This window comes from Sinorhizobium sp. NG07B (assembly GCF_002532005.1).
GTDB classification, from domain to species: Bacteria; Pseudomonadota; Alphaproteobacteria; order Rhizobiales; family Rhizobiaceae; genus Sinorhizobium; species Sinorhizobium fredii_C.
On record NZ_NWTD01000001.1, the window covers coordinates 1660178 to 1681511 of the forward strand.

Sequence of the window (21334 nt, forward strand, 5' to 3'; positions counted from 1 at the left end):
TTGCGGGCAGCGATCGCGACCGCAGTTCTGATTGCTGAGGTGATTGCCGCTCCGCCCGCGATCGCCGGCGACTATGCCAGCCTTCAGCCAATCGGCTTCTCTTCGGACGGCAAGGTCTTCGGCTTCGAGGAATATGGCATACAGGACGGCTCCGGCTTTCCCTATTCGTCTGTCTATGTCCTCGACACTCAGACCGACACGTTCCTGCCCGGCGCGCCCATACGCGCCCGTGTGGAGGAGGATAACGGAGCCCTTCCCCGCGCTCGCCGAGACGCGCACCGGCGCGCGGCGCCGCTGATCGACGCCTACCGCCTTCTCGACACGCCCGGGCTACTCGCCGCCTACAATCCAGTGACGGAGCCGGACACGGCGGACCACAGGCTACGCTACGATGCATTCCCAGCCGATCCGCCGTTCCGCAAGACCTACGAGTTGCAGCTTGAAGAAAAGAACTTGGCAGCCGAGGGCATCTGCAAGGACCTCCTGAAAGACGTCAAAGGCTTCCGCCTCGTCATGACGGAGAAAGCCGGAAAGCCCGTATCCGAGGTGCTGCAGGATGATAGCCGCATTCCGGAAAGCCGCCGCTGCCCGACCGGCTACCGGATCGGCGGGGTGGTGACTCACGTCGATGACGACGGCGTGCAGGTGCATGTCGTCATGGTCCTCGTCAAATCCCTTGGCTTCGAAGGCACGACCGATGGGCGCTGGATCGCGGTGCCGTTCTGGCCCGGGCGATGAACGAGCAGCCGGCCGCCGGGGGGAATGTCGCCGGTCCTGGCAGCCGCTCGAAACGTGGGCGCATCCGTCGTGCCATCCCGCCCTGGCGAGAAACCTTCCTCGGTGCTCCCGCCTGGGCTCTGGCGATGGCATTTTCCGCCTGGTACGCGCTTTGGCTGCGCGAGCATGACGCGACGTTCCACCTCGAAAGCATCCTGCTGCTCTACGCTTTCGGCGCCCTCATCGCCTGGCCGCTTTCGCTTTTCGGTGGCCGCTGCATGGCAGAGGGTCGCGGCATCGAAACGCGCTTTGCTGCCTATCTCCTGAGCCTGATCGCCGGAACCGTCGGACTGACGGGGCTGCTCTTCGCCCTGGATTACCGGCTCTTCTATGCGCAGTGGCATGCGACGACTGGATCCCGCATCTGGTTCTATCAGGCGCTGTTCACGTCGGCCTCAGCGTTCTACCAATTTCTGGTGCTGGGGATCAGGCTATACCTGCCCCTCGGGGCGCTCGCCCTCCTGCTGGCGAGCCTCGGACTTGCTCGGCGGCAATAGCGTTGAGCTTCTGTCCCATCTTTGATAGAGGCACAGCCATCCTCCACTGACGATGAAAGCATAGAGCCCATGATCCCCCGTTACTCCCGGCCGGAAATGGTGGCCATCTGGTCGCCGGAAACGAAGTTCCGCATCTGGTTCGAGATCGAGGCGCATGCCTGCGACGCTCTCGCCGAAATCGGCGTGATCCCGAAGGAAGCGGCCAAGACCATCTGGGAAAAGGGCGGCGCGGCCGAGTTCGATGTGGCGCGCATCGATGAAATTGAAGCCGTCACCAAGCACGACGTAATCGCCTTCCTTACGCATCTTGCCGAATTCGTCGGTCCGGACAGCCGCTTCGTCCACCAGGGAATGACTTCGTCGGACGTGCTCGACACCTGCTTCAACGTGCAGCTCGTCCGTGCCACGGACCTCCTGCTCGCCGACCTCGACAGGCTGCTCGAGGCGCTGAAGCGCCGCGCCTTCGAACACAAGGATACGGTGACGATCGGCCGCTCGCATGGCATTCATGCGGAGCCGACGACCTTCGGCGTCAAGCTGGCGCTTGCCTATGCGGAATTCGACCGCTGCAAGGAGCGCCTGCTCGCCGCCCGTGAAGAGATTGCCACCTGCGCCATCTCCGGTGCCGTCGGCACCTTCGCGAATATCGATCCGCGCGTCGAGGAACATGTCGCAGAGGCGCTCGGCCTGAAGCCCGAGCCGGTCTCCACCCAGGTGATCCCGCGCGACCGCCACGCCATGTACTTCGCTACGCTTGGCGTCATCGCCTCGTCGATCGAGCGGCTTGCAACGGAAATCCGCCACTTGCAGCGCACCGAGGTGCTGGAGGCGGAGGAATATTTCTCGCCCGGCCAGAAGGGCTCCTCGGCTATGCCGCACAAGCGCAATCCGGTGCTGACGGAGAATCTGACCGGCCTTGCCCGCATGGTCCGCGCCTTTGTCGTTCCGGCCATGGAAAACGTGGCGCTCTGGCATGAGCGCGATATCTCGCATTCCTCGGTCGAACGGATGATCGGGCCGGACGCGACGGTGACGCTCGATTTCGCGCTGGCGCGGTTGACCGGGGTTATCGACAAGCTGCTCGTCTACCCGGACAACATGTTGAAGAACATGAACAAGTTCCGCGGACTTGTTCATTCGCAGCGGGTACTTCTCGCCCTTACCCAGGCCGGCGTCTCTCGCGAGGACGCCTATCGGCTCGTCCAGCGGAACGCCATGAAGGTCTGGGAGGAAGGCAAAGACTTCCTGGAGGAACTCTTGGCGGACCAGGAAGTCCGTGCGGCGCTCTCAGAAGAGGACATTCGCGAGAAGTTCGATCTCGGCTATCACACCAAGCATGTCGACACGATTTTCCGCCGGGTTTTCGGGACGGTCTGAACCGCGTCCCACTCAAGAATGCCTCGGATCGGCCCGCATTTGAGCGCTTGCTTCAAATGCGGCCGATTTTATTAGCCCGTCCTTTAGCGCTCTCGTGGAATCTGAACCTCAAACAATGAGGTTCGAGGAAGCCATGGCGTTTAGGGAGAGCGTTCAGCGCGCATCCGCGCGCAACGAGACGAAGATTACCGGCACGGTCACCTGCAAGACCGGCTCGAGCAACGGTGTCGTGAAGGATCTTTCCGACGAAGGTATCTGTTTTCAGCTGCTGTTCGATATCGGAGCCCGAATGGGCCAGGAAGTAACAATCCGCAGCGAGGAGCTCGGCTTCCTCACCGGGATCGTGCGCTGGTCGCGCGGCGACAGGATCGGCATCAAGCTCAAACTGTCATCGAATACGGCTGCGCAGATTTCGTCTTATTACAAATTTTTCCGGTAGCAGACGGCCGGCCAAACGGCCGACCGCCCGCTTTGCGGTCTAACGGATCGGCTGGGCCGGCTCCACCAGTTTTCGATAGAGATGCCAAGTGGCGTGCCCAAAGATCGGCATGATCACCGCCAGGCCGACGAAAACCGGGATCGACCCGATCACCAGGCCCGCGGCAATGATCAACCCCCACAGGGCGACCGGCACCGGATTGGCGAGTGTAGCTCGGACTGAGGTCTCGATTGCCGTAAAGGCGCCGACATCCCTGTCGAGCAGCAGCGGGAAGGTGATGACGCTGATCGACAGCACAATCACCGCGAAGACGAAGCCGACCGCGTTGCCGACGAGGATCAGGTTCCAGCCCTGCTCCGTACCGATAACGCCGTTCCAGAATTCGGCGATGGAGTTCGGCGGGGCTGCGCCGAACATTGTTACGTAGAGCCCCTGGGCGACCAGGAGCCAGACGACGAAAATGACGAACAGCAGGGCCGCCACCGCCAGGATCGACGGAATTGCCGGATTGCGGTGCAGCCGCAGCGCATGCGGCCATGACGCGTCCATGCCGAGTTCGCGGCGCCGGCTGATCTCGTAGAGACCGATGGCCGCGACAGGCCCGATGAGGGCAAAGCCGGATGCGAGCGGATAGAGCAACGGCAGCATGTTCGCCCCCGCGCTCCAAGTCATCAGCACGACGCCGGCAACAGGATAAATGAGACACAGAAAAACATAATGCGACGGCTTCTCGCGGAAATCGTCAAACCCGCGACGCAGCGCATCGAACACATCTGCAATGCCAATCTTTCGTATCTCGGGATGAACGGCGCTTTCGTTCGCCCCCGAGAGGACATGGAAGGTTGTCATGGCTCACACTCCTCAACGAACCAGAGCAGCCATGGTTTCGCAGCGGCGGCGAAAAATGGCCGTTGCGAACCGCGACCGCCATCTCGGATTATACAGAAAATGCAACCCTTGTCGCCTCCGCCTTGACTTCGGCTCGTTTCGTCGCCAAATCGCGGCGATCATGAAGGTTTCAGAAGCACATATCCTGATCGTTCCGGGCTATACCAACTCCGGTCCGGACCATTGGCAAAGCCGCTGGGAACGCAAGCTGTCAACGGCGCGCCGCGTCGTGCAGGCGGAGTGGTCGAAACCTGTGCGCGAGGATTGGGTGGCGCGGATGATCGAAGAGGTCAATGCCGCGACCAAGCCGGTGGTGATCGTCGCCCATTCGCTCGGCATCGCCACCGCCGTTCATGCAATTCCGCATTGCAAGAAGAAGATCGCGGGCGGCTTTCTAGTCGCCCCGCCCGACGTCGCAAACCCGAATGTCCGTCCGAAGCATCTGATGACCTTCGGGCCCTATCCGCGCGACCCGCTGCCGTTTCCATCGCTGGTGATCGCCAGCCGCAACGATCCGTTCGGCTCCTACGAGCAGGCGGGCGACATTGCCAATGCCTGGGGATCGCTGCTCATCGATGCCGGCGAGGCCGGCCACATCAACGCCGAGTCCGGCCACGGGCCCTGGCCGGAAGGTACGATGGTCTTCGCCCAATTTTTGACGCGCCTTGAGGCTTGACCGAGCCGGACGACGGAACCTTTCATGCAGCCGCGGCTGACGCATTCCTGACCGCGATCCGCACCTGGAAATGAGGTGGGCTACCGTCAGCGGGCGCAAGCATGAATTCACCTTCGACCTCAAATGCCTTTTCGACCAAACCGCTTCGCGCAAGTGCGACGGCATCGCCGCTGTAGCGAATTTCGCCGCCGGTCATGAGCACGATCCGGTCGGCGATCGCCATCGCGTGGTTGAGATCGTGAATGGAGAGGACGACCGCCACCTTGCGTTCCCGCGCGAGCCGGCAAAGCAGTTCGAGAATCTCGACCTGGTGACCGATGTCGAGGAAGGAAGTGGGCTCATCGAGAAGGAGTATCCGCGCTTCCTGGGCCAGCGCCGCCGCGATCCAGGCACGCTGCCGTTCGCCGCCGGATAGCGCGTCAAGGCGCCGCGCGGCAAGCTCGCCCAGCCCGGTCTGCTTCAGTGCCCACGAAACCGCCTGCTGATCTCGCGAGGAGAAGCCGGCGAAGAGGCCGAGATGGGCAAAGCGCCCCTGCCGCGCGAGCTGTTCCACGGTCATGCTCTCGGGAGACAGCGGCGCCTGCGGCAGGAAGGACAATCTTTTCGCCAGTTCCCGTCTCGTCCACCGGTCCACGGTGCGGCCGTCGATCATCGTGCTTCCCGCCGCCGGCCGGTTGAGACCGGCAAGGGCATGGAGCGCCGTGCTCTTGCCGGAACCGTTCGGGCCGATGAGCGCGATGATCTCGCCGGGAGCGACATCAATGGAAAAGTCGCTAAGCGCGGTCAGTTCGCCATATCGAACCGAGATCTTTCTTGCGGACAGGAGCATCGGAGTCCTCACTGGTGGCGTCGCAACAGGATAAGGAGAATGGGGGCACCGGCGAAGGCGGTGACGACGCCGATCGGAATTTCCTCCGGGCCACCGATCAGGCGCCCGGCAAGATCGGCCGCCGTTACCAGCGACGCACCGATGAGGGCGGCGAGCGGCAGGACGAAGTGGAAATGCCGGCCTGCGACGAAGCGCGCCAGGTGCGGCACCACGAGCCCGACGAAGATCAGCGGGCCAACCGCGCCGACCGCACTTGCCGCCAGCACGCTGGCAATTGCCAACACGAGGCTGAACCACAGGCGGTAGGAGAGGCCGAAGGAGCGGGCGGCGTCCTCCTCGAACCGTAACATTGCCAGGGGTCGGACTACGAATGGGAGAGCCAGGAATCCGGCGATCGTGAATGGCAGGAGAAACAATACATGCTCCCAGCCCCGGGCGTAGAGACTGCCCGCAAGCCATTGCATGACGATCTCGATCCGCGCGCTGCCCCAGCCAACGACGATCCCCATGGCGATCGCATGCAGGAAGGCTCCGATCGCAATGCCGCATAGCGTCAGCCGCAATGCACTCAGGCCCTTGCCGAGCGCCAGGACATAGATCAGCGCGCCGCCGAAGAGCCCGCCTCCGCATCCCACAAGTGGCAGCCAGCCGACAGGCAAAGCATAAAGCGTGTTGGAATCCGAGTTCAGACGGTAAACGGCGAAGAACAGGAAGACCGTCACGGCGAGCGTCGCACCCTGTGAGATTCCCATGATCGTCGGGTCTGCAAGCGGGTTGCGGGTGATCGATTGCAGCAACACGCCGGCAACGGCGAAATGCATGCCCGCGAGTATCCCGGTTGCGATCCTCGGTATGCGGATCGTTGCGATGATGAGGTTGCCCTGGTCAGATCCATGGCCGGTCAGTACCGCCATGATCTCCGCCGCGGGCAGGTCCACGACACCAAAGAAGACCGAAAGAAGGATGAGGCCGATTGCTCCCATGATCAGGCCGGCGACTTGCTGGCGGGTGAAAGGCCTTGCAGCGGAGGCGGTAGCAAGGGTCATGCGAGCGCTCCCCTGCCCACGGAGGTTTCGCGGCGCTGCGCCAGATAGATGAAAATCGGACCGCCGATCAACGCAGTGAATATGCTGACCGGGATCTCACGCGGGGCCGCGACCGAACGTGCCAGCACATCGGCCGTCAGGAGCAAGCCGCCGCCAATCGCAAGGTTGAGCATGAGCGACCAGAAGCTATCCCTTGGACGCAGGAGCCTCACGAGGTGCGGCGCCGCCAGCCCGACAAAGGCGACAGGTCCCGCAACCGGGGTGACCCCGGCCACAAGGCCGATCGCTGCGAGCAACAGGAGTGGCTTCCAGACGGAGAGATTGACGCCCATGCCTGCGGCGACCTCGTCTCCGAGCGCCAACACGCCAATCACCCGGTGACTGGCGACCACCACCGCCAGGCCGGAAACTATCCAGGGCAGCATGTACATGATCTGCGGCCAGGACCTGCCCTGGAAACCTCCCGACAACCAGAACAGCACGGAGGGCGATTGCGGACCGCCCCTGAGGAGCACGTAGGTCGTGATCGCGTTGAGGAACAAGGCGACCGTAATGCCGCCGAGCGCGGTGTGGAGGGCCGAGGCCCGGCCGCCGCGCGCAACCCAGATCGTCATGGAGGCTGCCGCTAGCCCGCCGGCCATGCCGATCCCGGGGTAATAGAACGACGATATGGCCGGGAAGAAGACGAAGGTGCTGACGATCGCCGCTACGGCGCCGGACGAAACACCGGTCAGGTCGGGTGCAGCCAACGGGTTCCTGGTGAGCGACTGCAGAAGAAACCCGGAAACCGCCAGCGCGCCGCCGGCGAGAAAGGCGGCAATGCTGCGCGGCATGCGGAGGGTCCAGACGATGATGCCATCAGTTCCCTGGTTGGGAGAGGCGAGTGCCGTCAAAGCCTCTGCCAGCGTCATCGGCTTTGCGCCGATCACCAGGCCAGCCACCGCGACAGCAAAGGCAGTTGCCGAGATGATCATAGTCAAGAAGGCTGAGCGGGAAGAGAGGCTCATCGCGCCGGCTCCGCAATAGCAGCAGGAGCGGCGCCCCGTTCGAACAGCAGCACCATGCCCGTGGCTGCCGCAGCCAGTCCCGCACCCATGCCGATCCAGACGCCGAGCACGCCCGGGTAGAGGTGGAAGCCCACCAGCCATGCAGTCGGGGCTCCAACGATCCAGTAGCTACCGATCGTGATCCAGAACCCCTGCCCGGCGCGGCCGATGCCCCGCACCGCGCCGATGCCGATGTTCTGCAGGAAATCGAAGATCTGAAAAAGCGCCGCTGCGAAAAGAAGCCCGGTTGCGATTTCATGCAGACCAGCGTCCCCGTCCGGCTTTATGGAAAAAAGAGCCAATACCTCGGATGGGAAAAGCATCAACAGGGCCGAAAAGGCCGAAACTACCGCAAGTCCAAGACAGAGGCCGCTGCGGCCAGTTCCGAGCGCGCCCGCGCCGTCGCGCGCACCGATCGCCTCGCTGACGCCGACGGATGTGGCGTGCGAAAGGCCGATCGACAGCATGAATACGACATAGATGATCTGGTTGACGGCCGCATGCGCCGCGAGCGCGGCCGCCCCGTAGGTTCCTGCCATGAGGGCGATCAGCGTGGTGAATCCCGCCTCGGAGGCATAGGAGCCCGCGGTTGGCACGCCGATCTTCAAAGTGCGCCTCAAGGCCGATCCGATCTCCACTGCGGATTTTTCCCGGATGAAACGCGTCGTACCGTGGGTGACCGACGCGATCGCGACGAACTGCAACAGATAGGAAATCGAGCTCGACGCGGCGACACCAGGAACACCGAGCGCGGGCAAGCCGAATGCTCCGAATAGGAAGCCGTAGTCAAACACGGCGTTCACTACAACCGTGCCGAGGGTGATCAGCAGCAGCAGATTGGCGCGCCGTCCGCCGACGACGACGCCACGGTAAGCGTAGAACCAGAACAAGGGGAACAGCCCCGGCGCAGCGAAGAGAAGATAGCGCGCCGCAAATTCCGAAACGTCCTCGTCCTGCCCGAACCAGGGAAGAAGAAAGCCGCCGAAAGCCAGAACCAACGCACCTATGACGGCGGCACCCGTCGCGATGGCAAGCCCCGCGAGAAGATGTGCTCGGAAGATGCCAGCGCGGCTGTTCTCCGCGACAAGGTTGGACGTGCCGACGACGAGGCCGAAGCCCATCGTTCGCAGCAGATTGAACAGAGTGAAGCCGAGCGCGCCGGCCGCCAGCGCCGTGCCGCCCACCCAGCCCAGCATGATCATGTCCGTGGTGGAAATGGCGACCTGCGCCAGCTGCACGGCGGACAATGGCATGGCGAGCGCGCCGATGCGGCGCGCCTGGGCGAATGTGGGATAAGAAAGCGACACGGCAGGCATATCCGGTTTGGCGGCCGCTTTTAGCGGCCGCCGACTGATCAGTTGACGGTCGCCGGGATCATCTTGCGAGCCTCGGCCTTGACGTCGATGGCCGGGAAGACATCCGGGTAAAGAAGATTCGCTGCCTCGCGCAGGACCATCTCGCGGGCAATCGGCCCATGCGCCTCGACCCAGTGATCGCCGACATAGTGGACCCGCCCGTTCTTGACGGCCGAGAGCTGCTGCCAGATCGGATTGTTTTCATGCGGACGATCCGGACCGTAGTCATAGACGAAAATGACTTCCGGATCCTTTTCCAGCATGGTTTCGAGGCTCATCTCCATGCCCCAATTGTCCGGGACCGACGGGGTCGGGTTCTGCCCGGCAATGTTCTCTGCGCCGAGGGCGACGAGTATCGCGGCCGTCATGTTTTCTGAACGGAAGACCCATGGCGTGTCGCCGCCCCACATCACGACGAAGCGCGGGTGCTTGTCCTTCGGCGCCTTTTCAGCGAAGGCCGTCAGATCTGCCTTGAATTGAGCGTTCAATTCCTGCCCGCGCTTGGTTTCGCCAAGAATGGTCGCGAGCTGGCCGATGGTCCGGTCGCTATCGGCAAAAAGCTCGAGGCTGTAGGCAAGGTAGGGGGCGATCTTCTGATACTGGTCGGCATTGCCTTCCGTATAGCGCCGGATCGCGACCGTGACGTCCGGCTTTGCCTCGGCAAGCAGTTCGAGATTGGGCGTCGCGCGTTGACCGATCTGTTTCACCCCATCGAGAAGGCCGCCGAGGAAATCGGGGCTTCGGCCTTCGACCATGTAGGTGGCGGCGACCGGCTTGAGGCCCAGTGCAAGCGCCACGTCCGCGGCAAAATAAGAGACGGACGCGATCCGCTTCGGCTTCGCCGGAACCGAGACGGCAACGCCGCGGTCGTCAATGACGTTGAAGGTCGCATCTTCGGCACGCGATTGACTTGCGATACATGCCGACAGCGCAAGGCTTGCGGCAAGAAACCGACCGAAAACTGCGCGATTCTTGATTTTGGCGGGGCTCGGGAACATGAACGGTCACTCCGGATGGGAATTCTTGAAATCAGTAGATTGCTCGGTCTGACGGGCCGCGCTTGCGTGACGTGCAATCGCCCCCGCGGCTCGCACGCGGCGGTCGCGGGAACAGGCGATGTCCTGTACGGGCTTCAAAGCAGGCGAGTTCCAGTTATCAGTTGCTGTCTGGCCGGAATCTGGATAGTCATGGTCAACTTATTTGCAAGCGAAAGATTTTCAGGCCGGCATGAGAAATACTCAAACGCAGCGTTTCAAATTGCCTCCGCTTTCGACCCTGCCGGCTTTCGCGAGCGCCGCGCGCACCGGCAGCCTGACGCTCACAGCCCGCGAGATGAACCTCACGCCCGGCGCAATCAGCAGACAGATCAAGTCGCTGGAGGATGCACTTGGCGTCTCGCTCTTTCATCGAAGCCACAATGCGATCTCGCTGACGGACGCGGGGCGGCAATATCTGGCGCATGTCAGCGCCGCTCTCGCGACGATCGAAAACGGTACACGTGCGCTGCAGCCTGACCGGGCAACCCTGGTCATACAGGCGCCGATAACGTTGGCGCGGCGCTGGCTCATTCCGCGTCTCGGTTCGTACCGTCAAGACAACCCGAATGTCGATCTCAGCATCCAGTCGCTGGCGCTCGGGGCGACCGGCGTGCCCGATGTCGTCATCACTTATAGGCGCGGCACGACGGAAGCCGACTTCCCGGTCGCCTTCCTGCTCGACAGGTCGATCGCCGTCTGCTCTCCCTTGCTCTCCGGTGGCTCGGGGCCGCATGTCCAGCCGCAGGATCTCCTCGATCTGCCGCTCCTGCTCGACACAGCGGATGCCTGGTCGTGGCAGCGCTGGTGCGGCGCGGCGCAGATGGCATTCAAACCGCGCGGCGGCAGCATCGCCTTCGACACCGACGAGGCGTCGATCGACGCATGCATCTCGGGGCTCGGCATCGGCCAGGCGAGTCCCTCGCTGATCGAGCGGGAATTGCGGGAAGGTCAGTTGATCGCCTTGTGCCCGGCGATCAATCCTATCGTCGGGGCCTATGAAATTTCCATTTCGACGGGAACGCCGTCTGCACTTGCCTTCAACGACTGGCTGTCCGCCTGGAGGGAGACCGGCGGCGAACAGTGAACGGACGGCGGCCGGAGCGACCTGCCCGTCCGCCGTCAAATCTCGATGAGACGATGTGCTGGCAGGCGTCAGCCGGCGCGAACCGTCGCCTTGCCCTCCTCGACCAGACGCGTCGCCGCATCGGCGACCGAAATGCGTTCGAAGGCCAGTTCGTCGGCGATCGGGCGCAGCACCCGCTGATCGAACTCCGTCGATCCGAGCGGCGCGGGAGCCGGGTAGCTGCCCACCTGGTCCTTGAGCGCATTGATGTATTTCACCGTTTCCGCCTCAGTCGGATTGAGCGACGGCAGGATCGCCTCGCGCACTTTGGGCGACATCGGCACGCCTCGCTCGACACCGAGGATCTTGCCGGCTTCCGCGTCGTTGACGAAGAAATTGATGAACTTCGCGGCCTGTTCGCCATGCTTGGTGGTCGCGCCGATGCTCCAGATCAATGCCGGCCGGTAATAGTGCCCGGAGGGGCCGCCCTTCTCCGCGCGCGGCAGCATGCCGATGCCGAGCTTGCTCTTCATGATCAGCTGATAGCCGACCATCTGGTTCGAATAGGCCATGCCCATGGCCGAATAGCCGAGCGAAAGGCAGTTCGTATCGATCGTGTTCTGATCGAGCGTCTGGATATCGGCGCCGACGGTGCCGCCGCGCTTGCGCAGTTCCTCCCAATAGGCATACCACTCCTTCGCTTCCTCGACGCCGAAACCGAGGCCGCTCTCGGTATAGAGGCTGCTGCCGCGCTGCCTCAGCCACGCATCGAAGACATATGCGTAGCGGGCCCCGTAGGGCCCGCCCCAGACGTTCTTCTTGCCGGCGGCCTTGGTCATCTCGGTCGCGATGTCGGCATATTCCTTCCAGGTGGTGTCGACTCCCGGAGGTGTAATGCCCGCTTTCGCAAAGGCGTCGGCGTCATAGAACAGTGCGAAGGAATTCAGGCCGAGCCCGACGCCCCAGAGTTTCCCATCCACAGTCGTCAGCTTCAGCACATCCTTGCCGAACGAATCCACGTCCAACGTCGATGGAATGAACGGATCAAGAGCAAGGCAGGCGCCGCGCTTGGAGTAATCGGAAATCGTGCTCGGCTCGAGCTGGAAGACGTCCGCGATAGCACGGCCGGCCATCTGGGTCGCAAGCTTCGTCCAGTATCCGTCGCCGCTCAGGCTCTCGCCAACGATCGCTATGTCCGGATTTTTCTCCTGGAAGAGCTTGGCGACGCTCAAGGTCCGCTTCGAGCGATCGTTGGATCCCCACCACATGGCGCGGAGCTGCACGTTTTCGGCAGCGAAAGCCGAGGTCGCGCCGAGTGCAAGACCAGCGGCCGTGCCGGCCGAGCCGAGCAGGAATGTACGTCGATTGAGTAGCATGCCGTTCCTCCTGTCGTTGTCTGCCTCGCGCTCTCCTCCAGCGCCAGGCGAAGCCATTCTGCGAAAGCTTATGCAAGAAAATTGATTTTGCAAGATTTTGTTCTCGACTTGCAAATTTGCACAAATTGCGCGATCTTTGCGCCATGACAGACATTTCTTCCAAACGACTGCGGCAGGCCGACATCGCTACTCGGGCCGGCGTCTCCGTTTCCACCGTCTCGCGTGTCCTTGCGAACGAGCCGGGCATCAGCGACGACGTCCGCCGGCAGATCCTCCAGGTCGCCTCCGAGATCGGCTATCCGATCAAAGCCCCGCCAGCGACAAGCCCCGGCGCCTTGGCCCTGATCGCAAGCCATGGCGTGACGGGCGGCCTCAGTGTCTTTTACGCGGGGATTGTCGAGGGTCTGCGGTCCGAGGCAGCCAAGTTGGGCATGCCTTTCGATATCCGCCTTGCCAGAGAGGCGAAGGCGACACCTGAAGCGGTCCGGGAACACCTGGGATCCGTCGAAGCGGAAGGGCTCTTCCTGGTCGGGATCGACCCCGCTGACGCACTTTGCAAATGGCTCGAGGAAAGTCGCACGCCGGTCATCCTGGTCAATGGCACCGACCCGCAAATGCGTTTCGACGGCATCTCGCCCGCAAACTTCCACGGCGCCTATGCGGCGACCCGGCGATTGCTTGAGGCAGGCCATCGCCGCATCCTTCACCTGACCGGATCGCATCGGCATACGATCCGTGAACGTGTTCGCGGCTTCGAGGCGGCAATCGCTTCGGCGGACGGCGGCGAAGGGCGCGTCATCCGCCTGCCCTTCGAGGGCAATTCCAGCGTCGAGGCGCATGCGGCGACGCTCGCCGCCCTTGCCGAGGACGGCGGCTTCACGGCTGCGTTCTGCATGAACGACTTTCTCGCCGTCGGCCTGCTCGAGGCAGTCACCGAGCTCGGCCGGCGCGTTCCCGAGGATTTCGCCATCGTCGGCTTCGACGATCTGCCCTGCGCACAAATGGCAAATCCACGGCTCGCGACGATGCGTGTCGACCGCGTGGCCCTCGGCCGCGACGCGATCGGTATGATGCACTTCCGTCTCCATCATCGCGACACACCCGCCCGGCACGTGTCGCACGCGGTGTTCCCCGTCGCCGGCGGAAGCTTGGAGGCGAGACGGCACCCATGACCTATGATCCCGCCAGTTCCAACCCGCTCGTCGGCAATCCGCTGGAAACACGCAGCGACATGCAGCACGCCCTGCTGGGCCTCTTCGATCCGCTGTTGCCGTATTTTTCAAAAGGGAACGCGCGCGTCCGCCTCGATGCCGCCGCCGCCCACTTCGACCGGGCCGCAGCCGATCTCGAGGGCTTCGCGCGGCCGCTTTGGGGGCTTGCACCGTTTGCCGCCGCCGGCGGCGATTTCCCCCATTGGCGCCGCTATGTCGAGGGCATCGCAAACGGCACCGACCCGAACCATCCGGAGTTCTGGGGCAATGTCGGCAACCGCGACCAGCGCATGGTCGAACTCGCCGCCCTCGGCTTCACCCTTACCCTGATCCCGGAGAAACTGTGGGACCCGCTAAGCGGCCGGGCAAGAGACAACCTCGTCACCTATCTGCTCCGGGCGCGAGAGTTCGATTATGCCGAAAACAATTGGAAGTTCTTCCGTATCCTCGTCGACATCGCACTCGATCGGCTCGGTATCGACTACGACCGCAGCCTGACCGATGCCTATCTCTCGGAACTCGACGGATTTTACATAGCGGACGGATGGTATCGGGACGGCAATGTGCGGCGTGTCGACCATTACATCCCGTTTGCGATGCACTTCTACGGCCTCATCTATTCGCGCCTCGTCGAGGATGACTATGCCAGGCGCTATCGCGAGCGTGCGCTGGCCTTTGCCCAGGATTTTCGCCACTGGTTCGCCGAGGACGGAGCGACCGTCCCCTTCGGCCGCAGCCTCACCTATCGCTTCGCCTGCGCCAGCTTCTGGTCGGCGCTCGCCTTTGCCGATCTCGAGGCGCTGCCCTGGGGCGAGATCAAGGGCCTTTGCCTTCGCCACCTCAGATGGTGGGCGGACAAACCGATCACCCATCGGGACGGCGTGCTGTCGGTCGGTTACGGCTATCCGAACCTGTTGATGTCGGAAAACTACAATTCAGCGGGCTCTCCCTACTGGGCGTTCAAGGCCTTCCTGCCGCTCGCTGTTTCCAAGAACCATCCGTTCTGGACTTCCCAGGAAACGGCCCCGAGCCCGTCGCCCGACCCGGTGGCGCTCCCCCATCCTGGCATGGTGATGATGCCCGCCAAGGGCGACGTCGTGGCGCTTTCCTCCGGGCAGGAGAACCGGCAAATGCGGTTCGGCTCGGAAAAATACGCGAAATTCGCCTACTCGACGCGTTACGGCTTCAGCGTCGAGAGCGACGAGCGGGCCTTCAGCGGAGGCTCCTTCGATTCGATGCTGGCCTTCAGCGACGACGGCATTCACTACCGTGTGCGCGAGGCGAACGAGGAAGCACGGCTTGCCGGTAACGTGCTCTTTGCGAGGTGGTCGCCCTGGCCGGACGTCTCCGTCGAGACCTGGCTGCTGCCGGCCACGCCCTGGCATGTCCGGGTGCACAGGATCACGACGCCGCGGCCGCTTGAAACTGCCGAGGGCGGCTTTGCCATTGCCAGACGGGACTTCGAAGCCGATACACTTTCCGCACAGGCGGGTTGGGCCTATGCCATCGGCAAAGAGGACTTCAGCGGAATCCACGACCTCGGCTCGACAGTCACGCGCCAAGGTCTGGCACAGAAGGCGGCGCCCAATACCAATCTCATCGCCGCAAAGACCCTGGTGCCGCAATTGCGCGGCACGATCCCCGCCGGTGAGACTATTCTCCGCTGCGCCGTGCTGGCCGTTCGCGACATCTCGGCCGTGTCGGGCGATTGGGAAGGTCCGCCCGCTGTCCCCGAGATCGCCGAACTGCGCACCGTCGCCGAAGAGGGCGTAAGGGTCAGCGCCATGCAAGCGCCGGGACGCATGTCATGACCCCCCCGGCGATTGCCTTCGCGATGCAGCCCGAAAGGACGGAACACGTACTCACACCGGAACTTTTCGCACGCATAGACCGTCTCGCTCGCATACTCGATCGGCAACCCATGACCGTTTTCGGCGACGGCCGGGGAAGCCGCTTGCTCGCCGAAGCGGAGATCCTGGTGACCGGCTGGGGCGCCCCGAGCTTCGATGCGAACGCCCTTCGATCGGCCCCTCGTCTTCGGCTCATCGTCCATGCGGCAGGAACGGTCAAGGACCTGATCGATTTGTCCGTGTTCGATGCAGGAATCACCGTCAGCCATGCGGCCGAAGCCAACGCCGTGCCGGTCGCGGAGTTCACGCTGGCGGCAATCATTTTTTCGGGCAAGCACGTTTTTCGCTTCCGCGACCTTTATGCCGCCGACAGAGGGCGTCAGCGCATCCAGCTGCTGCAGGGGCAGGCTATTGGAAACTACCGCCGCACCATCGGCATCGTTGGCGCCTCGCGGATCGGAAGGCGGGTGATCGACCTGCTTCGCCCCTTCGATTATCGGGTGCTGCTCTACGATCCCTTGGTCGGGGAAGAAAGCGCTTCGGCTATCGGTGTCGAAAAAGCCGATCTCGAGACGCTGATGGCGCATTCGGATATAGTCTCGCTGCATGCGCCTTCTCTGCCCGAGACCCAGCACATGATCGACGGGCGGCGGCTGTCCCTGATGAAGAACGGTGCGACACTGATCAATACGGCGCGGGGTGCGCTCGTGGACGAGGCCGCACTGATAGACCGGCTGAAGACGGGCGCAATCAATGCCGTCATCGACGTGACGGATCCCGAGGTGCCGGAAGGAACGTCGCCTTTCTATGATTTGCCGAACGTCTTCCTAACGCCGCACATTGCCGGCGCCATCGGACTTGAGAGGACGCGACTCGGCGAAATGGCCGTCGACGAAATCGAGCGCTTTCTGGAAGGCCGGCAGCTGCTGTTCGAAGTCCGCAAGCACGACCTGGAGCGCATGGCATGAGCGATTTCGAACCGGGGCTCTGCACCGTCACCTTCAGGAGCTTGCCTCCGGAAAAAATCGTCGGCTTAGCCCGGAGCGCCGGTCTTGCGGCGATCGAATGGGCAGGCGACGCTCATATTGCTCCGGGCGACACGTCCAACGCCCGGATCGTCGGGCTCCTCAGCGCAAGGGCCGAACTGACGACATCCTACGGATCCTATGTCGCGCCACCGACTGACGACCTCATCGAATTCAGGCGTGCGCTCGAGAGCGCGATTGCACTCGGTGCCTCGAATATCCGCATCTGGCCAGGCACCCGCCGGCGCGATTCAAAGGACTACAGCGCAGGCGAAAGACGTGATGCCGCAAAGGCGATCCGCGACATGGGCGCCGAAGCCGCGCGCCACCGCGTGACCGTCTCGCTGGAATATCACCCGCAATCGCTGACTGACACGACCGACTCGGCAAGCCGCCTGATCGACGCGATCGCCCACGACAATGTTTATCTCTATTGGCAGCCGCGGCCCGGGCTGGAGCTCGGCGAGGCGCTCGCAGAGGTCGCCCGCATCGGTCAGCATGTATCTCATGTCCACGTCTTCGCCTGGGATCGAAATCGCAACCGTTTTCCCCTGGCATCGGCATCCGACTATTGGCGAAGCGTCCTCACGGCCCTCCCCGCATCGCGCTGGACCGGGCGACGCTTTGCAATGCTGGAATTCGTCGCCAATGACGATCCCGCCGCCTTCATCGAGGACGCCGCGACGCTCAAGCAAATTCTCCTCGAGTGACATCCACGACGGCCCCGATCCTCCCCACGCGAGACGCCGGGAGGGACTGGCGCGGGCGCTCAAATCCGCCTATATAGGTGAACGGCTGGGGTCGTAGCTCAGTTGGGAGAGCGCCGCAATCGCACTGCGGAGGTCGAGGGTTCGACTCCCTTCGACTCCACCAAACGACCTTTGTCCGACCCGGAGACATAGGTAACAGAACATCGCTAAGACATCAGCGACATCTCTGTAGCGGGCCGATCCGACGTGGCTCGTCACCCTCGGACGACCACCACTTCAGACTGTATTCGCAGCAGACCCATTGCGAACGCGAATTCCGTTAAGAAGCGAGCGACCCGAAGTCAGAGGGAGCGGTGTTTTCCACCCGATGTGCCGTCTTCCCGCCTTGCCCCTCGCTTGCCAAAGAGCCTGATTTGAGAGAGACTTAGCACCTGGCATCATTGCATATCGGCAACTCCCGCAAGTGGGGACTACCATGCCTCTCAAATCTCTGATCGCCGCCGCCTTAATCGCTCTTCTCACACTTTCAGGATGCGCCACGACAGGCGCTACGGGCAACACGACCTACACCCAGTGGTACGGCCCCTACCCTGAACCCGACTTCGACGTTCTTAGCCCCGGCGGGCTGCGCCTCGCCTACTAGGACGGCTTGTCAAGACGATGCACAGCGTCGTCAAAGGTGAGCAAACGCTCGCCTATGTGTGACGCTTGCCGCACGCAAGTCTTCACCACCATCGAAACCCGCAAACCGTCCGTGCCGCCCTGATAGCGGACGCGCCTCGACGCATGAGTTCACGGAATATTAAGTGCTTGCGGAACACATATGGAACGGATAGTTTCTGTTCTTGATTTGTTTCGCGAATCTGGAGTGACGCGCATGCTGACCCGCAAGCAACAGGAATTGCTTCTGTTCATTCATGAACGGATGAAGGAATCCGGGGTCCCGCCCTCCTTCGACGAGATGAAAGATGCGCTCGATCTTGCGTCGAAATCGGGCATCCACCGGCTGATCACTGCGCTGGAAGAACGCGGTTTCATTCGCCGGCTACCCAATCGGGCCCGAGCGCTCGAGGTCATCAAGCTGCCGGAAGCCTATTCGAGCCCAGCCCAGCCGCGGCGCGGCTTCTCGCCGAGCGTCATCGAGGGCAGCCTCGGCAAGCCCCCGGCACCGAAGCCGGCGCCAACGCCACCGGTCGAGAGCGCGTCTATGACAGTGCCGGTCATGGGCCGGATCGCCGCCGGCGTGCCGATTTCGGCCATTCAGAACAATACGCACGAGATTTCCGTGCCGGTCGAGATGATCGGCAGCGGCGAGCACTACGCCCTCGAAATCAAGGGCGATTCGATGATCGAGGCGGGCATTCTCGATGGCGACACGGTGATCATCCGCAACGCCAGCACCGCCAGCCCGGGCGACATCGTCGTCGCCCTGATCGACGACGAGGAGGCAACCTTGAAGCGATTCCGCCGCAAGGGCGCATCGATCGCACTGGAAGCGGCGAATCCGGCTTACGAAACGCGCATCTTCGGACCCGACCGCGTGAAAATTCAGGGCAAACTCGTCGGTCTGATCCGGCGCTATCACTAGGCCGATTTGGGTTCCTGTGCCGATCCTGTGTGCGGTCGTTTCGCGCGGTCGCGACGACAGAACTGTTCTCTTTGCCTTCCGTGATCTCGCTTACTGCGGCCGGCGTTTATTGGTCTCGGCGTCCGCCATGCCACCGGCAAGAAGCGCTCTCGTATTCCGGCCTGTTCAAAGCTGTTTGTGGGCGTCTTTTTTGAACGTCTCCCTCTTGCGCTCCACATGGATTCGTTTTAAACGCCCGCCATCGCTCGATTTTACGAGCACGAGAGGCCTCGTGGCGGAGTGGTGACGCAGAGGACTGCAAATCCCCTCCACTTTCAATAAAATCAATATCGTTTCTGAAAAAGCGGCCGAAAATACCTCGTTTTCCGTCGTTTTTGGCACATTGATTTTTCAGAGGAATTCAGAGTTTTCAGAAACGCCATCGGGCCGATTTTTACGTCAGTTTGTGAGCTCGAACACCGTCGCATCGTCGGCCCTCTCCCTTATGCCTTTGAACGACGGATGCCGGAGCTTGCCATCCTGTGTCCAGGCGCGATACTCGGCCTCAGCGACCAGCACTGGCTCGACGAAGACGGCCCCCTTCCTCTTCAGGTTCACCGCCGGCGAATCCGTCCGGATTGCCTCGAGCAGCTCGCGCAGCTTGGCTGACTCCGCGTACGTCCATCCGGTTCCGCAGCCGCCGACATAGACAAGCTCACCCCTCCTCCTTGCCGCCAGCAGCAGCCGACCGATCGCGCCGGGGACGGTTGACGGCTCGAAGCCGACGATCACGAAGCTGTCGCTGCGCACGCACTTGATCTTCTGCCAGTCGGGCCGACGGCCGGAGTGATATGGCTTGTCACGGCGCTTGGCGACAATCCCCTCGAGGCCGTGCTCGCAGGCGATCCGGAAGAACTCTTCCCCACTCGCCTCGACTTCCTCCGACAGCCGAATGACACCGGCACGGCCGGCGACGATCGGCTCCAGCAGCCGCCGGCGTTCGCTGAGTGGCAGCCGGCGCAGGTCGCGACCGTCGAGATAGAGGAGATCGAACGCGAAGAAGAGGATTTCGCGGGGATCGTGCAGACTGGGCTTCCTGCCGAGGGCACGCTGCAGCATGCCGAAGTCAGAGCGGCCGTGCTCATCGAGCACGACCGCCTCGCCGTCGAGGATTGCGGTCATCAGCCCAAGAAGCCGCGCCTCGGCAGCGATTGAAGGGAAGCGGCTCGTCCAATCGTAGCCGCCGCGAGTGATGATCCGCACGCGACCGGTCTCGATATGGACGGCCAGGCGGTAGCCGTCCCACTTCACCTCGAAGGCCCAGTCCCGCCCTGATGGAGGCCGATCGACGAGCGTTGCGACGCAAGGCTCTACCCGCGCCGGCAGAGGGTCCGGCGGCGCTTCTGGCGGCTTATTCGAGGATGCTCTGGCCATGAGCAATTAACGCGCGGATCAGGGAAAAAGCCTCATCGATGGGCCTTCCTCCATCCAGCTTCGCGCGCGGCCTCCTCAGAGCAGAACCACCATTCGCCGTTCAACAGGCTAATACGCGTCTCGCTGTAATACTCCTGGCCCGGGATGTGATAGATGCGTTCGCCAGTCTGGTAGCTGATATTGCCTTTAATGTCGCAGCCGACGATGGGCGGTATAAACTCAGAAGCGGCGAACAGCGCTATCGCCGCAACGCCAACAATGCCGGTAACTGAACCGCCTTGCTGTTTGCGTGCCCATTTGTCGCGATGGTTCGGCCAGGCTCGTTCGGGCACGTTACCCTTCACAGGACGCTTGCTGCGCTGTTTCGGGTCAAACTCGAAGACTTTTCCCATTACATCCTCCAACGCGAGGATGCCGCCCATCGATGTGGGCGTCTAGCCGCCCAAATGGAGTAGTTTTGGGAGCAAACGCAAACCGCATTGACTCTCGCTGAAACCAGAACATAATAAGAACATTCATCGGCGTTGCGGCCGCCAATCGGAAAACCCGTGGGGTAAAAGACTCCGTTGCGTGCGCGGAGAAGGAGACGTCATGTCTGCTGAGAAGCAAACTTCCGACATCGACGAATTCGATGCGTGGATGGATGAGGTCGCATCGGCACTTGCCTGGCATGGCGGAGACGCGGAAGCGACAATCCGGACGCTCCTCGCCGACTGCAAGCATCTACGAGAGCAACTGGCACTGGCTCAGATTGCGATGGGTCTGGGCTTCACTCGCGGCTGGTCGCCCTGCCCAGAGCGCCAGGATGAGGTGACGACGTGAGCGACGAGCAAGGCGCGGCCAAGCACGATACAACGCTATACGTGCACTATTGCGAACATCCAGGCTGCACGAAATGGGGCGGCTTCGGCTTCGCTGCCGGCAAGGGCGAGCCACGCTGGTTCTGCTTCGAGCACCGGCCCGGCCGGGTTGACGTCGGCGTTGTCGCGGACGATACGTCAGCGCGCGGAATGAAGGGGCTCATACGATAATGACCGAAGAACAGCGCGAAGCCGCGGAGAACCTGCACGAAGCGATGCGGATTTTCAACGATGCCATCCGCGAAGCGGCTTATCGCGGCTTACACGTCGA

23 protein-coding genes and 1 tRNA gene are annotated in these 21334 nt (G+C 62.5%); 15 read left to right on the forward strand and 9 right to left on the reverse strand.

Annotation, left to right across the window (positions count from 1 at the left end):
• The 4 genes from CO664_RS07940 (at position 1) to CO664_RS07955 (ending at position 3090) form a co-directional block, all read left to right on the forward strand.
• Positions 1 to 738: a DUF2259 domain-containing protein gene (locus CO664_RS07940; protein ID WP_234820163.1), complete on the forward strand. Its 738-nt coding sequence runs from the start codon at positions 1 to 3 to the stop codon at positions 736 to 738.
• A complete protein-coding gene (locus CO664_RS07945; protein WP_176536514.1) occupies positions 735 to 1274 on the forward strand; it encodes a hypothetical protein in 540 nt (179 codons plus the stop codon). The genes CO664_RS07940 and CO664_RS07945 overlap by 4 nt, the downstream gene beginning before the upstream one ends.
• Positions 1275 to 1343: 69 nt before the next feature.
• Positions 1344 to 2651 carry an adenylosuccinate lyase gene (purB, locus tag CO664_RS07950; RefSeq protein ID WP_037422058.1) on the forward strand — a complete coding sequence of 436 codons (1308 nt, stop codon included), beginning with the start codon at positions 1344 to 1346 and terminating at the stop codon, positions 2649 to 2651.
• 133 nt (positions 2652 to 2784) lie between these two features.
• On the forward strand, positions 2785 to 3090 hold the full coding sequence (locus CO664_RS07955) for a PilZ domain-containing protein (RefSeq protein ID WP_037422275.1): 306 nt from the start codon (positions 2785 to 2787) through the stop codon (positions 3088 to 3090).
• A 39-nt stretch (positions 3091 to 3129) separates the two neighbouring features.
• Here the strand turns inward: CO664_RS07955 and CO664_RS07960 are convergent, their stop codons facing one another.
• A complete protein-coding gene (locus tag CO664_RS07960) occupies positions 3130 to 3939 on the reverse strand; it encodes a DUF2189 domain-containing protein (RefSeq protein WP_037422056.1) in 810 nt (269 codons plus the stop codon).
• A 160-nt stretch (positions 3940 to 4099) separates the two neighbouring features.
• On the opposite strand from CO664_RS07960, the gene CO664_RS07965 reads away from it, so the two are divergent.
• Positions 4100 to 4654: an alpha/beta hydrolase gene (locus CO664_RS07965; protein WP_097538616.1), complete on the forward strand. Its 555-nt coding sequence runs from the start codon at positions 4100 to 4102 to the stop codon at positions 4652 to 4654.
• A 22-nt stretch (positions 4655 to 4676) separates the two neighbouring features.
• On the opposite strand, the gene CO664_RS07970 is transcribed toward CO664_RS07965, so the two are convergent.
• Genes CO664_RS07970 through CO664_RS07990 form a run of 5 tightly spaced genes read right to left on the reverse strand, consistent with a single transcriptional unit; the run spans position 4677 to position 9928 of the window.
• Complete coding sequence (locus CO664_RS07970) at positions 4677 to 5483, reverse strand: ABC transporter ATP-binding protein (RefSeq protein WP_097538342.1); 807 nt, start codon at positions 5481 to 5483, stop codon at positions 4677 to 4679.
• Between the two features lie 8 nt (positions 5484 to 5491).
• The gene (locus CO664_RS07975; RefSeq protein ID WP_097538343.1) at positions 5492 to 6529 is read right to left on the reverse strand and encodes an iron ABC transporter permease; all 1038 of its coding nucleotides are present in this window, start codon (positions 6527 to 6529) and stop codon (positions 5492 to 5494) included.
• Positions 6526 to 7536 carry an iron ABC transporter permease gene (locus tag CO664_RS07980; protein ID WP_097538344.1) on the reverse strand — a complete coding sequence of 337 codons (1011 nt, stop codon included), beginning with the start codon at positions 7534 to 7536 and terminating at the stop codon, positions 6526 to 6528. The genes CO664_RS07975 and CO664_RS07980 overlap by 4 nt, the downstream gene beginning before the upstream one ends.
• Entirely contained in the window at positions 7533 to 8891 is a 1359-nt protein-coding gene (locus CO664_RS07985) for an MATE family efflux transporter (RefSeq protein WP_097538345.1), read from the reverse strand. Before CO664_RS07985 ends, CO664_RS07980 begins: the two co-directional genes overlap by 4 nt.
• A gap of 38 nt (positions 8892 to 8929) precedes the next feature.
• Complete coding sequence (locus CO664_RS07990) at positions 8930 to 9928, reverse strand: ABC transporter substrate-binding protein (RefSeq protein WP_097538346.1); 999 nt, start codon at positions 9926 to 9928, stop codon at positions 8930 to 8932.
• A 229-nt stretch (positions 9929 to 10157) separates the two neighbouring features.
• On the opposite strand from CO664_RS07990, the gene CO664_RS07995 reads away from it, so the two are divergent.
• Entirely contained in the window at positions 10158 to 11051 is an 894-nt protein-coding gene (locus CO664_RS07995) for a LysR substrate-binding domain-containing protein (RefSeq protein ID WP_097538347.1), read from the forward strand.
• Between the two features lie 68 nt (positions 11052 to 11119).
• Here CO664_RS07995 and CO664_RS08000 read toward each other — a convergent pair whose 3' ends face one another.
• Positions 11120 to 12406 (reverse strand): ABC transporter substrate-binding protein, encoded by a 1287-nt coding sequence (locus CO664_RS08000; protein ID WP_037422039.1) that lies wholly within the window; start codon positions 12404 to 12406, stop codon positions 11120 to 11122.
• 143 nt (positions 12407 to 12549) lie between these two features.
• Between CO664_RS08000 and CO664_RS08005 the strand changes: the two genes are divergently transcribed.
• From CO664_RS08005 to lexA, 7 genes are all read left to right on the forward strand, one after another.
• Complete coding sequence (locus CO664_RS08005) at positions 12550 to 13578, forward strand: LacI family DNA-binding transcriptional regulator (RefSeq protein WP_097538348.1); 1029 nt, start codon at positions 12550 to 12552, stop codon at positions 13576 to 13578.
• Positions 13575 to 15428, forward strand: coding sequence for a DUF2264 domain-containing protein (locus CO664_RS08010; RefSeq protein ID WP_097538349.1), 1854 nt, complete (start codon positions 13575 to 13577; stop codon positions 15426 to 15428). Before CO664_RS08005 ends, CO664_RS08010 begins: the two co-directional genes overlap by 4 nt.
• Complete coding sequence (locus CO664_RS08015) at positions 15425 to 16435, forward strand: hydroxyacid dehydrogenase (protein ID WP_097538350.1); 1011 nt, start codon at positions 15425 to 15427, stop codon at positions 16433 to 16435. Before CO664_RS08010 ends, CO664_RS08015 begins: the two co-directional genes overlap by 4 nt.
• Positions 16432 to 17202 carry a sugar phosphate isomerase/epimerase gene (locus CO664_RS08020; RefSeq protein WP_037422027.1) on the forward strand — a complete coding sequence of 257 codons (771 nt, stop codon included), beginning with the start codon at positions 16432 to 16434 and terminating at the stop codon, positions 17200 to 17202. Before CO664_RS08015 ends, CO664_RS08020 begins: the two co-directional genes overlap by 4 nt.
• A gap of 87 nt (positions 17203 to 17289) precedes the next feature.
• Positions 17290 to 17365, forward strand: a tRNA-Ala gene (locus CO664_RS08025).
• A 312-nt stretch (positions 17366 to 17677) separates the two neighbouring features.
• Positions 17678 to 17845: a hypothetical protein gene (locus CO664_RS30630; protein WP_086022770.1), complete on the forward strand. Its 168-nt coding sequence runs from the start codon at positions 17678 to 17680 to the stop codon at positions 17843 to 17845.
• A gap of 234 nt (positions 17846 to 18079) precedes the next feature.
• Positions 18080 to 18790, forward strand: coding sequence for a transcriptional repressor LexA (lexA, locus tag CO664_RS08035; RefSeq protein ID WP_037422267.1), 711 nt, complete (start codon positions 18080 to 18082; stop codon positions 18788 to 18790).
• A 438-nt stretch (positions 18791 to 19228) separates the two neighbouring features.
• Here the strand turns inward: lexA and ligD are convergent, their stop codons facing one another.
• Positions 19229 to 20203 carry a non-homologous end-joining DNA ligase gene (ligD, locus tag CO664_RS08040; protein WP_097538351.1) on the reverse strand — a complete coding sequence of 325 codons (975 nt, stop codon included), beginning with the start codon at positions 20201 to 20203 and terminating at the stop codon, positions 19229 to 19231.
• A 32-nt stretch (positions 20204 to 20235) separates the two neighbouring features.
• Positions 20236 to 20595 (reverse strand): hypothetical protein, encoded by a 360-nt coding sequence (locus tag CO664_RS08045; RefSeq protein WP_337441818.1) that lies wholly within the window; start codon positions 20593 to 20595, stop codon positions 20236 to 20238.
• Between the two features lie 199 nt (positions 20596 to 20794).
• On the opposite strand from CO664_RS08045, the gene CO664_RS08050 reads away from it, so the two are divergent.
• Complete coding sequence (locus CO664_RS08050) at positions 20795 to 21025, forward strand: hypothetical protein (RefSeq protein ID WP_097538352.1); 231 nt, start codon at positions 20795 to 20797, stop codon at positions 21023 to 21025.
• A complete protein-coding gene (locus CO664_RS08055; RefSeq protein ID WP_103451137.1) occupies positions 21022 to 21234 on the forward strand; it encodes a hypothetical protein in 213 nt (70 codons plus the stop codon). Before CO664_RS08050 ends, CO664_RS08055 begins: the two co-directional genes overlap by 4 nt.
• Positions 21235 to 21334: the final 100 nt, after the last annotated feature.